This is a genomic window from Lysinibacillus contaminans, assembly GCF_001278945.1.
In the GTDB taxonomy this organism is placed as follows: domain Bacteria; phylum Bacillota; class Bacilli; order Bacillales_A; family Planococcaceae; genus Lysinibacillus; species Lysinibacillus contaminans.
The window spans coordinates 1,158,517-1,172,087 of the sequence record NZ_LGRV01000003.1; the positions used below are offsets into that span (position 1 = coordinate 1,158,517).

The 13,571-nt window shown below is 34.9% G+C and carries 13 protein-coding genes; 11 read left to right on the forward strand and 2 right to left on the reverse strand.

Annotation, left to right across the window (positions count from 1 at the left end; genetic code table 11):
• Nucleotides 1–194: 194 nt before the first annotated feature.
• The 7 genes from AEA09_RS07865 (at nucleotide 195) to AEA09_RS20280 (ending at nucleotide 6,860) form a co-directional block, all read left to right on the forward strand.
• A complete protein-coding gene (locus tag AEA09_RS07865) occupies nucleotides 195–1,910 on the forward strand; it encodes a putative bifunctional diguanylate cyclase/phosphodiesterase (protein WP_082332595.1) in 1,716 nt (571 codons plus the stop codon).
• 543 nt (nucleotides 1,911–2,453) lie between these two features.
• Nucleotides 2,454–2,876, forward strand: a complete 423-nt coding sequence (locus tag AEA09_RS07870) for a MerR family transcriptional regulator (RefSeq protein ID WP_053583307.1) — start codon at nucleotides 2,454–2,456, stop codon at nucleotides 2,874–2,876.
• A gap of 115 nt (nucleotides 2,877–2,991) precedes the next feature.
• Nucleotides 2,992–3,804 (forward strand): aldo/keto reductase, encoded by an 813-nt coding sequence (locus tag AEA09_RS07875; RefSeq protein WP_245622857.1) that lies wholly within the window; start codon nucleotides 2,992–2,994, stop codon nucleotides 3,802–3,804.
• 394 nt (nucleotides 3,805–4,198) lie between these two features.
• Nucleotides 4,199–5,215 carry an alcohol dehydrogenase AdhP gene (adhP, locus tag AEA09_RS07880; RefSeq protein WP_053583308.1) on the forward strand — a complete coding sequence of 339 codons (1,017 nt, stop codon included), beginning with the start codon at nucleotides 4,199–4,201 and terminating at the stop codon, nucleotides 5,213–5,215.
• A 426-nt stretch (nucleotides 5,216–5,641) separates the two neighbouring features.
• The gene (locus AEA09_RS07885; RefSeq protein WP_053583309.1) at nucleotides 5,642–5,890 is read left to right on the forward strand and encodes a GrpB family protein; all 249 of its coding nucleotides are present in this window, start codon (nucleotides 5,642–5,644) and stop codon (nucleotides 5,888–5,890) included.
• A gap of 351 nt (nucleotides 5,891–6,241) precedes the next feature.
• Entirely contained in the window at nucleotides 6,242–6,583 is a 342-nt protein-coding gene (locus tag AEA09_RS07890; RefSeq protein WP_156312092.1) for a hypothetical protein, read from the forward strand.
• A gap of 31 nt (nucleotides 6,584–6,614) precedes the next feature.
• The gene (locus AEA09_RS20280) at nucleotides 6,615–6,860 is read left to right on the forward strand and encodes a hypothetical protein (RefSeq protein ID WP_245622814.1); all 246 of its coding nucleotides are present in this window, start codon (nucleotides 6,615–6,617) and stop codon (nucleotides 6,858–6,860) included.
• A gap of 347 nt (nucleotides 6,861–7,207) precedes the next feature.
• Here AEA09_RS20280 and AEA09_RS07900 read toward each other — a convergent pair whose 3' ends face one another.
• Complete coding sequence (locus tag AEA09_RS07900; RefSeq protein WP_281176742.1) at nucleotides 7,208–7,627, reverse strand: tyrosine-type recombinase/integrase; 420 nt, start codon at nucleotides 7,625–7,627, stop codon at nucleotides 7,208–7,210.
• Between the two features lie 191 nt (nucleotides 7,628–7,818).
• Here AEA09_RS07900 and AEA09_RS07905 point away from each other — a divergent pair, with 191 nt between their 5' ends.
• Both AEA09_RS07905 and AEA09_RS07915 read left to right on the forward strand, forming a co-directional pair.
• Entirely contained in the window at nucleotides 7,819–8,691 is an 873-nt protein-coding gene (locus tag AEA09_RS07905) for a DMT family transporter (RefSeq protein WP_053583312.1), read from the forward strand.
• A gap of 116 nt (nucleotides 8,692–8,807) precedes the next feature.
• A protein-coding gene (locus tag AEA09_RS07915) for an IS3 family transposase (protein WP_156312094.1) occupies nucleotides 8,808–9,973 on the forward strand; the annotation gives its coding sequence in 2 pieces (ribosomal slippage) (nucleotides 8,808–9,084 and nucleotides 9,084–9,973; 1,167 coding nt in all).
• Between the two features lie 506 nt (nucleotides 9,974–10,479).
• Here AEA09_RS07915 and AEA09_RS07920 read toward each other — a convergent pair.
• Nucleotides 10,480–11,067 (reverse strand): SCO family protein, encoded by a 588-nt coding sequence (locus AEA09_RS07920; protein ID WP_053583314.1) that lies wholly within the window; start codon nucleotides 11,065–11,067, stop codon nucleotides 10,480–10,482.
• Nucleotides 11,068–11,657: 590 nt separating this feature from the next.
• Here AEA09_RS07920 and AEA09_RS07925 point away from each other — a divergent pair.
• A complete protein-coding gene (locus AEA09_RS07925; RefSeq protein WP_053583315.1) occupies nucleotides 11,658–11,993 on the forward strand; it encodes a DUF485 domain-containing protein in 336 nt (111 codons plus the stop codon).
• Nucleotides 11,994–13,547 (forward strand): solute symporter family protein, encoded by a 1,554-nt coding sequence (locus tag AEA09_RS07930; protein WP_053583316.1) that lies wholly within the window; start codon nucleotides 11,994–11,996, stop codon nucleotides 13,545–13,547.
• The last annotated feature ends 24 nt before the right edge of the window (nucleotides 13,548–13,571 follow it).

The window sequence follows — 13,571 nt, forward strand, 5'->3', positions numbered from 1 at the left end:
TTGAACAATCTGTTTTCTCTTGTTTGAATAAAGTAGAAAAATGATCACTTCCAACTAAAAACTTGGGTTGAATTAACTGTATTTCTAGGACTATAATAAAGTTACATAAAAGTGGTTACTAATAACGGAACTTTTTACCTGTATTATTATAAATCAAAAGACCTAAAATCACTTTTTATTTTAATGAACGGAGAATGATGATGATTAATATCGCGCCTAATAGTTTCAATCAAGCTAATTATAGCTTGAAAGAGTTACAGGATATTTTTTCAGCTTTAAACAGTTCGATAATTATAGCTATTACAGACCGTACAGGGAAAATCACTTTTGTAAATAATCACTTTTGTACAATTTCGAAATACAATCGAGAAGAATTGATAGGGCAGGATCATCGATTATTAAATTCTGGTTTCCATCAAAAGTCTTTCTTTAGAGAAATGTGGAAAACAATTGGTAAGGGTGAAATGTGGAATGGAGAAGTTTGTAATCGGGCGAAAGACGGTAGCCTTTACTGGGTAAAAACTACGATTATTCCTTTCCTTGATGAAAACGATAAGCCATATCAATACATAGCAATTCGTGTAGATATTACCGCACAAAAAGATATTAAGAAAATAACACATATTGCTTACCACGATGAGTTAACAGGGTTACCAAATCGTCGAAAGCTAGAGCAACGGTTAGAAAATGAATTCCATCAATCAAAGCGTACAGGTGAAAAATTTGCGTTATTCTTTATTGATGTAAATCGTTTTAAAAACATTAATGATGGTCTTGGCCATATTATTGGTGATATGTTCTTAATTGAAATGGCAAATCGCCTACGAAATATTGATTTCACTTCAAATTCATTTTATCGTCATAATAGCGATGAATTCGTGTTTATTTTAAATGATGTAAATCGCATTGAAGAAATGGCGAAAGAGATTATAACAATTTTTCATGAAAGTTTTGTCATTGATACATATGAGTTTTATGCGAGTATAAGTATTGGGATTAGTGTTTTCCCAGAACAAGCAAGTTCAATAGAGGAATTATTAAAAAATGCTGATATTGCCATGTATGCTGCGAAATCTACACGAGGCAATCAATATAAACTGTATCGTGCAAATATGGATGGAAATACCGATAAGTGGCTTTTACTTGAAACGAAATTACATCAGGCATTAAAAAATGATACGTTGGAACTCCATTACCAGCCCAAAATAGATTTGAAAACAGGTTCAATTGTTGGTATGGAGGCTCTACTACGGTGGAATGATCCGGAATTGGGGTACATGCCTCCAGATTACTTTATCCCATTTGCAGAGGAATGTGGTCTTATTAATGATATTGGTGTATGGGTGCTAAGAAAAGCCACTACACAGGCCCACATTTGGAACCAGACGTATGGTTTAGACTTACACGTAGCTGTCAATATTTCACCAATCCACATTAGTACAGGTGGCTTTGTAGACATGGTACGCGAAGTAATCGCTGAAACAAAGATAAATCCAAATACACTTGAAATTGAGATTACAGAAATGAGTATGCTTGATTATACAGAGGAATTGATTCAAACAATTGAAGACTTAAAGTCTCTAGGTATAACAATTTCACTTGACGACTTTGGTACAGGTTATGCATCGCTCAATTATTTGAAAAAATTCCCAGTAGATATCTTGAAAATCGATCGAGCGTTTGTTCAAGATATCGTATCAGGTAAGTCCGGTATTGCAATGATTTCTGCAATGATTTCGTTAGCACACGCCCTGGAATTAAAAGTTGTTGCTGAAGGTGTCGAGCAAGAAGAAGAACTAAACGTCCTACGCAAACATGGCTGTGAATTTGTACAAGGCTATTATTTCAGCAAACCTTTGTCGGTGATAGACTTTACAAATGAAATTCTCGAGAAAAAAGATACACACTAATATAAAACGTGGCTCAATAGAGGGGGCCATGTTTTTTTATTTCTTTTTAGTTTACATAATATATTTACGTTGGTCACAACTTTTTAATTATCGGATGGTTCCTATAATTTATCGTTCAAAAGGGGATTATTCGTTTAAATAATGCTAATTATCGTTTAATGTAGATTTGTTCAATATACATAAAAATTTATCATTTGTCGGAGCTTCATTTTAGTTTTCCATTCTCGTATATTTTTCTAAATCCTTGAAAATCAACAACAGATCGTGTTGATAGCAGCCCAATAAAAAAATAATGGACAAAGTCGAAAAAACGACTTTGTCTACAGTCTGAAAGCTACTCTTAATGGGTAGCTTTTTAATGCGATTTATTACTTTAAATTAGAGCAAAATATCTTCAAAAGTGACAAAAGATAAAAAGAAACGTGTCCAGAAATTTTCACTTCAAGCCATTTTTAACGGATTGTGAGTATTAGTCTTTCCTTGGAGTTTACTCCAATGTTTATAATATAAACAGAATGCAAAAATAATACGAGGTGAATAGTTATGAATATTAAACAAGCTGCTGAAATGTTTGATTTAACAGTTGATACTTTACGTTACTATGAAAGAGTTGGCGTTATTCCGCCTGTTCATCGTAATGAGAACGGCTATCGCGACTATACTACGAGTGATTTGAACTGGATTTACTTAGTTAAAAATTTGCGTAATGCAGGGCTATCAGTTGAGTCTTTAATCGAGTTTGCGACTTTAGCTCAGTTTCGAGAAACGCAAAATGTTGAAGAAGCCCAAAAACAGGTATTGCGAGATCAATTGAAAGAGTTGAATGAAAAATTAGCTGAAATGAATCGAGTACGAGATTTACTGGTCTATAAAATTGAAACTTATGATGAACATATCGCTAAATTTAAGACTGGAGAAATGAATTCTGAGAACGTTGAAAAACTATGGGAGAGAAAAAGTGATTAAATCTCTTGCTATGGAGTCAACTCCAAGGTTTATAGTTAATAATGTAATCAAAAATAGTTGTTTGGAGGAATTTTGAATGCAAACTGTTAAATTAAACAATGGTGTATAGGTACCAATTTTAGGATTTGGGACATTTCAAATCACTGACCCTAAACAAGCCGAAACTTCGGTAAAAGAAGCTATCAATGCCGGCTACCGTCATATCGACACCGCGCAAAGTTATATGAATGAAGAAGCTGTCGGCCGTGGAATTGCTGGTTCAGGCGTTCCGCGTGAAGAATTATTTATCACCACAAAAATATGGGTAGAAAATGTCAGCTATGATGGCGTAAAGTCTTCATTTGAGCGTTCATTGAAACGTTTAGGCTTAGAATATGTTGATTTATTATTGATTCACCAACCATATAATGATGTTTATGGTGCATGGCGTGCAATGGAAGAACTTCAGGAGACAGGAAAAGTTCGTGCGATTGGTATTTCAAATTTTGCGGTAGACAGAGCGGTTGACTTAGCTGAATTTAACAAAGTAACTCCGCAAGTCAACCAAATTGAAATCAATCCATTCCAGCAACAAGTGAAAAATATTGATGTATTAAAAGCGGAAGGCATTATGCCGGAAGCATGGGCGCCATTTGCTGAGGGAAAAAACGACATTTTCAATAATCCTATTTTAGTTAAAATCGGTGAAAAATACGGCAAATCAGTTGCACAAGTAATCACTCGTTGGTTAGTTGAACAAGATATTATTGTTTTGGCAAAATCCGTTAAACCAGAACGGATGCTAGAAAATATTGATGTATTTGATTTTGAATTAACTGAGGAAGACAAGAAAGAAATCGCAACATTAAACGAAGGAGAAAGCCAATTCTTCTCTCATACTGATCCAGAAATGATTCGCTGGATGGCAAGTCGCAAGATGGATGTTTAATAACTTACGTAACATTATTGTCCATTCGAATGATTATATGAACATGCAGATTCTTTTATTGAATTATTAAAGCCATATATTAGTGCGGACATGTCCATTCAACGAGTAGGGAAGGAAGCCGTAACTATTCGATTACCTATAGAACAAATTAATCCTCACCATTTTTATGATGAGGTTCAGCCAATTGTATTTTAAGTACAGGATAAAGCTAAAATGCTGTTGATTACTTAAAAATTTAACAATTTTACGGGAAACAAGACGCTTTTTAAGGAGTCAATATCAAAATATTTGCATTCAGTTTAAATCCTTTTTAATATGAAAATAGATTCACATATTTGTGGATCTGCGATTGTAAATTAAAATGATTTCTTACATTTGAGGAGGCATATTAATTATGAAAGCAGCAGTTGTAACTAAAGACAAAAAAGTAAGTGTAGAAGAGAAACAACTTCGACCATTAAAACATGGTGAAGCATTAGTGCAAACAGAATTCTGTGGTGTTTGTCATACAGACCTACACGTGAAAAATGCAGACTTCGGTGATGTGACAGGGGTCGTTCTAGGTCACGAAGGTATTGGTAAAGTTATTGAAGTTGCTGAAGGTGTTACTTCACTAAAAGTTGGCGACCGTGTATCAATCGCTTGGATGTTTGAAAGCTGCGGTCACTGTGAATATTGTACGACAGGTCGCGAAACACTATGTCGTGACGTGAAAAACGCAGGGTACACAGTAGATGGTGCGATGGCTGAACAAGTTATCGTAACAGCTGACTATGCTGTAAAGGTCCCTGATAATTTAGATCCAGCAGCGGCTTCTTCTGTAACTTGTGCGGGTGTTACAACTTACAAAGCTGTGAAAGAATCACATATCCGCCCAGGTCAATGGATTGGTGTATTTGGTGTTGGTGGTCTAGGTAACTTAGCGGTGCAATACGCGAAAAATGTATTTGGTGCTAAAGTAGTTGCTTTCGATATTAATGATGAAAAGCTAGCATTTGCTAAGGAATTAGGTGCAGACGTTGTGGTGAACTCATTAAATGAAGACCCAATTGCAAAAGCGAAAGAACTGACAGATGGTAAAGGCTTAGATGCAACAGTAATTACAGCTGTAGCTAAAACGCCATTTAACCAAGCAATCGATGTTGTAAAAGCGGGTGCACGCGTAGTAGCGGTTGGCTTACCTGTAGATAAAATGGATTTAGATATCCCTCGTTTAGTACTAGATGGTATCCAAGTAGTAGGTTCATTAGTTGGTACACGTCAAGACTTACAAGAAGCATTCCAATTTGCTGCAGAAGGTAAGGTAGTACCGAAAGTGGCATTACGTAAAATCGAAGAAATTAATGAAATCTTCGAAGAAATGGAACAAGGTAAAATTACAGGACGTATGGTTATTGACTTTACAAAATAATTGATATTTTAATTACAAGACAAGTGTATTTTTATCTACACTTGTCTTCTTTTTTTGATGCTGAATTTTTTATTAATATGAAATTATTTGGTCAATAGTTTACTACTAACTGCCAATAGAACAAGAGCAAACACAACATCATTACGTGTTGTGCTGCTCTTGTTTTTTTATTTCTTGAGAAACAGCGTTTGGAAAGAAGGGATTTAAGTATATATACTTAGGAACGATTGTGTGTAAAAATCCTGACAGAGGATAATAAACGAACAATCATACGCAAAACAACTTTAAAAATTCGCGTTTTGCTCATGGAAGTGCTATTCGTTCATCGGCTGGATACGTCATCCATCAAACAAAACACGAACATTATTTTTGAAAGCTTTCTAAACGTAAATAATATAGGCTGTTTTCTCTAAGGTTGTTACTCTCTTGACCGAAGTAGGAGTAACACCTGGAGCTGATGTCCAGCACGTTGGAAGTACAGCTGTCCCTCATAGCCTTACAAAGGGTGATTTAGATATACAAGTTCGTGTTACCCCTGAACTATTCCTAAAAGCAGTACAGACACTTTCAAGATTTTATGAACTTAATGATGGCAGTGTAAAAACCGACTGCTTCAGAGCTTTTATTAAAGAAAGAGTCTTTGCCATAAGGGGAATTCGATATTCTTTGAGTTAAACACCAGTAGTATTTGGAACTATTTGTCTAGCTAAACGTCTAAATGCTAAATAAATGGAAATTACAAATAGATAAAGCAGAGGTTTTAGAATGAGGTTTCCTTAATATTGTTAGTCTAGTGATTGGGCTAATTTCCTAGAAACTCCCTATTGTAAGTCTTATGCAATTTAAAGAGAATGGCTTTAAGAATTGGAGAACTCTTTCTATTTATGTAATCATTTGTTTCTTACTTTCACTTGTTTGGTGGGGTAGGTTTCTAATCAAAAATAAAATGAAGGAAATTACTTATTAGGATAACGGGTGTGATTCTACAACAAGTTGAGACACTCTGTTAGAACGAAGGAGGGGGAAATGATGAAGATTAAAAGGGGTACTTTAAAGTGGATTATGTTTTTCAGCATAGGAATAGTACTTCTAGCGTTGGTAGGATTAAGTATATGGGACTCGACTGAAAGATCAAAAGAAGTTCAACAAATTGAGTTAGAATTGGGTTTTGAAGTTAAAGTCGTGGATAGACAATCACACGGTACATTGCGTGCAGCAACGAGAACATATCTAGTGAAACCATTAGATGATGATAAGGAAAGCGATATAGAATACTTATTATACTTAAATGAAGAAGACAAGATCGAACAATGGGCTATGGTTAAAAACGGAAAGACAATCAGACCGTATAACACAGAAGACGAATAGAAAATTATTAAAAAATTAAGGAGACAAACATATGACTTTATATTCCGTACTTGTGGCGAATAGCTTTTTACAAGAAGTTGATTGTACAGGAATTGCTGAAATTACAGTAAGAGAATTGAAAAAAATATATCCAATTACAGAGAGTTCAACAGCACAATCATGGCATTTGATGGATGATGATACTCGTATTTTACATGTGCCAGATGAATCGGTTTTTGGTCATTTGAATATATTTCAGTGGAATAATCCACCATATGATTTAGAATTTTATAATTAAAAACTTTTGTATACGGTATCGAGGGAAATTGGGGTCCTCAATTTTTATCGGACTTTTTAATCTATTTGAAGCAACATATAAAACCGGAGCATAGTGCAGAATTAATTAGGTTTTGGGCAGAAGATTACGACCGAAAACTAAAAAGCCGCCGTATAACTATTAAAGAAGTCGAATTGCATCATCTTGAAAGCTTAAAGAACGAGGAATACATACGTGTTATTTTTGTATAGCTATATTTAGAATGTACTTACTCATTAAGAAGTTATCGTGCTGTAGGGGGGAGGCGCAGAATCATTAAAAAAAGTATTTTTGGTTATACATTTTTCTTTCTATTAAATCGAAAGGCATCAAAATATTCGAAAAGAATCAATGGCTTTCTTTTTCTGTTCAAACTCAATATGTGTATAGACTTGAGTTGATGTAATACTTTCATGACCGAGTAATCCTTGAAGTGTACGAAAATCAACATTCTCTTTATTTCGTTGCAACATCAGTGTTTCAAATGTATGCCGCAAGTGATGCAGCTTGAAGCGGATAGGTGGGAGGCCTGCCTTTTTCAACACATCTTTAAAGATGACATGCAAACCGCGCGAATCTAATGCTGTTTGGTTTTTATTCAAGAAAACAGGTTCTGATGGATACAATTGATAGGATCTTAAATAAGTTTTATAGGATGCTAGAAGCGGGATTAAATGTGGATGAAGGGGCAATATTCGTTCTTTTTTTCCTTTTCCATCAATTCGAATCGTTTCATTTACCAAATGAATTTGTTCCCATGTTTATGAAACAAGTTCAGAACGTCTCAGACCTGTTTTTTTCGGCAATATAAACATTAGTTCATTTAAAAAATATGATATTGTTAAAATAGTGAAAAAGTAATAGTATAATTTAATATATATTGATTACATGGAAAAAAACACCTTGATGTTGTAGCTATGTATTAGAGAGAAGGTTTAACATGAAGAAGTATAAAGGTGAATTATTAATGATTATTACCGCTGTTATGTGGGGGAGCGGTTTTGTTGGGATGTCAGTAGGCTTAGAGCATTGGAGCGTAATGCAATTAATGGCGCTTCGTTTTACATTAGCAACGATTCTATTAGCCATTATTTTCAATAAAAAACTAAGGCTTATTTCTAAAAGTGTTTTCTGGAAAGGTTCCATATTAGGTGCTGTTTTATTTATAGCATTTACCTTGCAAACACTAGGGCTTGAGTATACAACACCGTCTAAAAATGCCTTTTTAACGGCCATTAACGTTATCATTGTACCAATTATTGCGTACATCATTTATAAACGTCGATTTGACCGCTTTGAGATTTTGGCAGCCGTCATCGCGATTGTCGGTATCGGATTTTTATCTTTACAAAATTCCTTTACAATTAATCTCGGGGATATGTTATCGATCCTGTGTGCCTTTGCATTTGCATTCGATATTTTTTATACGAATGTCTTCGTAAAAAAAGAAGATGCATTAGCGTTAACAATTGTCCAATTTTTCGTGGCTTCAATTTTCAGCTGGATTGGTGTCCTTGCACTTGGAGAAATCCCTACTTCTGCAAGTGTGGAAGGCGTTTTAACAATTATTTTTCTTGCTGTTTTTTGTACTCTCATTGCTTATGTATGCCAAAATATTGGAATGCAGTATGCAGATCCAACAAAATCTGCGTTAATTCTGTCGACAGAGTCTATATTTGGAACATTTTTCTCTGTATTATTATTAGGCGAAATTTTAACAGGAAGAATGATTTTTGGTTGCTGCCTGATCTTTACTGCGATAATAATCGCGGAAGTGAAACCATCCTTTAAAAAATCTATAATAAACGCTTAACAAAAAACTAGGCTTGCATTTAATGTGAAGTGGACTAACCTAAATTATTGAGACAATATAAAACACCTTCGGAGTGGTACACTTGTAAAAAGTACTTACATCGGAGGTGTTTTTGCATGGGCAAGAACGTATATTCAAGCGAAGTTAAATGGGCTGTTGTTAAAGATAAACTAAGTGGTGAATTGACAACTAATGAAATTATGGAGAAACACGGAATCAAAAACAAATCACAGGTCGAAACTTGGATGAAATGGTACCGCGCGAATGAAATTTATCGATTTGATCAGCCGATTGGTAAACAATACACTTTCGGTCACGGTCCCGAGTTAGCCAGTGAAGACGATAAACGGGAACGACAATTATCACATTTGAAGATGGAGAACGAAATTCTAAAAAAGTACATGGAGATCGAAAGGGAGTTAAAAAAGAAATAGTTCTACAGATTGTAGAGAAACTTAGAAAGAAGTACACGATTACAGCTATCCTATCCGCGTTAGGAGTACCACGGGCGAACTATTATAGATGGTATCTTCACGGCATAAATAAGTCGCTTTCAGTAGTAGAGGAATCTATTATAGAACTGTGCAAAAGCACTAAGTATCGGAATGGTCATAGAAAAATAAAGGCAATGTTGAAGCAGAAATATGATATAAAATTGAATCGCAATACAGTTCAGAACCTTATGCAAAAGCATAACTTACAGTGCCGTATCAAGCCAAAACGGAAGTGGAAATCCCAAGGTGAAAGTATCATAATTGCCCCTAATCTTCTTAAACGAGATTTCACGGCTAGTGAACCGAACAAGAAGTGGGTGACAGACATTACATATATTCAGTATGGCAGTACTACAAAATATCTTTCGACCATTATGGATCTATTCAATAATGAAATTGTCGCTTATAAATTATACGATCATCAACAGACACTACTGGTAATCGACACGTTAAAGGAGGCACTGTCTGTCCGTAACCACCCCGAAGGTGTGATTGTGCATTCAGATCAAGGGAGTGTTTACACGTCATATGCGTATCAGGCCTACATTAAGGATAACGACCTTGTCAGCAGCATGTCACGTAGAGGAAACTGTTGGGACAATGCGGTGATTGAATCTTTTCATTCGAACTTAAAGTCTGAGGAATTTCAATATGTTAAATTTAATTCATTACGTAATCAAGACGTAATTGAGCGGGTAATTACCTATTTAAATTATTATAATGAAGAACGTATCCAAGAAAAATTAGGCTACCTAACACCCATAAAATATGGTGTAATGGCAGCCTAATAAGGTGTTTTATATGTGTCTCATATCGTTAGGTCAGTCTAAAGCCTAGTTTTTTATTCCCATAAATAAGAGTAAATGCCCGATTTTACGGTAAGCCCGTAATCAATTTCAAATATATATTTTTTGATGGTGGAGGTAGCAATTTGTTTGATAAATTAATACAACCACATATTGATAATTACTTTATGAATGCTCTGAAAAAAATAAGCACCTTAGTGTGACAAGTAAGATGCATCGCTACGACTATTAAGGGCTATAAAGGAGAAGAACGATTACAAGGAAGTATTTAACTTGAGCTAGGGTTGTGATGAAAGCAACACAATATAGTGTCTGAATAGATATTATAGGTAGTTGACGTATGTAAGCCCTCCTTAACGCAAAATAATTTTAGTTTACATAATATATATTATAGGAAGTTATGTATCATCATTAAGTATACTTATAGTAGTGAGACAGAATATAAAAACGAACCAAGAAATTCATTATGATTTCTTGGTTCGTTTTATTTACTTTGTTAAGACCTTCATATCTGCAACAATAGTATCTACTGGTACATCTGCAGCGCCGTCATAGTCTTTTACAACAATGCCATCTGCATTTACTAAATAATAACTCGACATATGTATGACTTGGTCTGTATTAGGATCATTCTTCACGTGCGAATTGAACGACTTTCTGGCAAATTGTTCAATGTACTCTTGTTTATAGCCCGTTAATAGCTGCCATTTGCTCGTATCTGCAATTGGATAAGCTTTTAAATATTCGCTTAGTACCTCAGGTGAATCGACCTCTGGATCGATGGTAAAAGCTACAATGTTGTAGTCTTCTACTTTATCGTCAATCAGTGCCTTTTGCACTTCGGTCATATTAAACGTCATTGGCGGACAAACTGTATTGCACTTTGTGAATATAAACATTGCAAGCCAAGGTTTCCCTTTTAGAGTCTCCAGTGTTACTTCCTCGTTATTTTGATTTGTTTGTGTAAAATCTTCTACTTTAATATTAAGCTCTGGCTGGAATTTATAACTTCCACAAGACGCTAATATACTACTAACAAAAATCACCATAACAAGCATCATGCTTTTCTTTTTCATAGAAAAGTTCACTTCCCTTCGATTAATCGTCGCAGTTTATTGTATATAGAATGGATATTAAAAACAAGATAACTTACTTGAAACTCTACCAAAAAAAACAATTTAGTACATAAATTAGTTCATTTCTGGAATAATAGTAACCTTTGATCACCATATATTGCGCAGTTTTTATAAAAAATCAATTTTCTTTTTTAAATTTATTTCATTATTTCCCAACGTGTTCAACAATTGTTATATAACAATCTATTTTTGCTTTTTTTATTTTTTACATTCTGATTTCAAAATAGTAATTCGCGTAATTTTCTCTTTTAAGATTATATATTCTTGAGAATTCGATTTTATCCTCACTTTAATACTATTGAAATATTATTCTATAGAAAGAGATTTTTCTCTTAAATACGTAAAAACGCTCATAAATCCTTATTAATTCTACGTTATTTCCTGCTTGTTAATTAGACTAAAAATTATAAAAAATCAAAATTTAGTATTGCATTATAGGATTATACCTCATAAAATAGGTGAATATAGCGGCGGAGCAAATAGGAATATGCCGTTTAAAACAGAAATATATAACTTTAGGGGGAATAATAATGGCTAACATTACTGAGAACAAAAACGTACGATCAGTTGACTATAATGCAATTGAAGCTATGGAATCGTTCAACAAATTCGTGAAAAAGAAAAATACATTCCTTTTCTCGATTACTGCAAGTTTTTTATTGCTTTACATCTTACTTCCAATCCTTGCTTTCCAACCTGTACTACAACAAAAAGTTGTCGGAAGTATCACTGGGGTTTGGGTATATGCAGCAGGATTATTCATCATGACGATTGTACTTTGTACTGTTTATGTAAAAAAAGCAGCTTCATTTGATAAAGAAGCTGAGGCAGTTCTTGCAGAATATCGTGCGAAAGGCGGAAAATAAATGAATTTAGTATCAGTAGGTTTCTTTTTAGGAATCGTTGGGTTAACACTTATTGTGACATTTATTGCAGCGAAGCGTACTTCTTCTGCAAGTGACTTCTATACAGCAGGTGGAGGTCTTAAAGGTTGGCAAAATGGTTTTGCCATCGCTGGTGACTACTTATCAGCCGCAGCTTTCCTTGGGGTGTCCGGTGCGATTGCGTTAACGGGCTTTGATGGTTTCTTTTTCTCAGTTGGTTATGTAGTGGCAAACTTAGTTCTTCTATATGTAATTGCTGAACCAATGCGTAATTTAGGTCGTTTTACATTAGCGGATATGCTAACAGCTCGTTTCAATGAAAAACGCGTTCGTGGTGTTGCTGCAACAGGTACGATTATTATCGTTATTCTTTATATGATTGCACAATTAGTAGGTGCAGGTGCGCTTATTAAACTATTATTTGGTATTGAATACTGGATTGCTGTGTTAATCGTAGGTGTAATGATGACTACGTATGTATTATTTGGAGGTATGACAGCTACTTCGTGGGTACAAATCATTAAAGCAGGTCTTCTATTATTTGGTACGGGCTTACTTGCAACATTAGTTCTTATTAAATTCGACTTCTCCTTAGTGAAAATGTTCGACACAATCGCTGTAGATCATGGCGAACAATTCCTTGTGCCAGGCTTAAAATATACAAGTTCGATTGACTCTGTTTCAATGATGATGGCACTTGTTTTAGGTACGTCAGGTTTACCGCATATTTTAATGCGTTTCTTTACTGTAAAAGATGCGAAAACTGCACGTTCTTCTATTTCTTGGACAACTTGGATTACAGCTATTTTCTTCTCGTTAACAATTTTCTTAGGCTTCGGTGCTATGCACTTTGTGGGTCTGGATAATATCATTGCTGAAAGTAAAGCTGGTAACACAGCTGCTCCACTGCTTGCTGAATTCCTTGGTGGCGATGTATTAATGTCATTCATCTGTGCAGTAGCATTCGCAACAATTTTAGCAGTAGTATCAGGCTTGGTACTAACGGGTGCATCTGCGATTTCTCATGATATTTATGGTGAAATTATTAAAGATGGTAAATTAACAGAGAAACAACAAGTAATGGCTGCGCGTATCGGTTCTATCTCTATTGCAATTGTTTCTATTCTTTTGGCGTTATTTGCACAAAGCTTAAATGTTTCATTCTTAGTCTCATTTGCCTTCTGTATTGGGGCTTCTGCGAACCTTCCAGTTATTCTGTACACTATCTACTGGAAAAAGTTCAACTCTACTGGTGCCGTTACGGCAATGGTAACAGGCTTAGTCTCATGTTTAATTTTAGGGGCAATGGGTCCAAACATTTGGAGTCCTATTGAAGGTGCAGCTATTTTTGTTGGAGATCCATTAGTGCCACTTGCTGTTCCAGCGATTATTACGATCCCTCTTGGCTTTATCGCGGGCTATTTAGGTTCTGTTCTGACTACGAACAAAATTCCTCAAGAAGAAGCAGATCGAATTTATAAAGAGATTCGTGTAAAAGCAAATACAGGCATATCAGTTTCTGATATTTCACATTGATTTTCGAAAAAAACTCGGCCGAGG

Bases quoted from the DNA above. Each gene is read 5' to 3' on its own strand.
- AEA09_RS07865 (WP_082332595.1), top strand. From the start codon at position 195: ATGATGATGATTAATATCGCGCCTAATAGTTTCAATCAAGCTAATTAT.
- AEA09_RS07870 (WP_053583307.1), top strand. From the start codon at position 2,454: ATGAATATTAAACAAGCTGCTGAAATGTTTGATTTAACAGTTGATACT.
- adhP (WP_053583308.1), top strand. From the start codon at position 4,199: ATGAAAGCAGCAGTTGTAACTAAAGACAAAAAAGTAAGTGTAGAAGAG.
- AEA09_RS07890 (WP_156312092.1), top strand. From the start codon at position 6,242: ATGATGAAGATTAAAAGGGGTACTTTAAAGTGGATTATGTTTTTCAGC.
- AEA09_RS20280 (WP_245622814.1), top strand. From the start codon at position 6,615: ATGACTTTATATTCCGTACTTGTGGCGAATAGCTTTTTACAAGAAGTT.
- AEA09_RS07905 (WP_053583312.1), top strand. From the start codon at position 7,819: ATGAAGAAGTATAAAGGTGAATTATTAATGATTATTACCGCTGTTATG.
- AEA09_RS07920 (WP_053583314.1), bottom strand. From the start codon at position 11,067: ATGAAAAAGAAAAGCATGATGCTTGTTATGGTGATTTTTGTTAGTAGT.
- AEA09_RS07925 (WP_053583315.1), top strand. From the start codon at position 11,658: ATGGCTAACATTACTGAGAACAAAAACGTACGATCAGTTGACTATAAT.
- AEA09_RS07930 (WP_053583316.1), top strand. From the start codon at position 11,994: ATGAATTTAGTATCAGTAGGTTTCTTTTTAGGAATCGTTGGGTTAACA.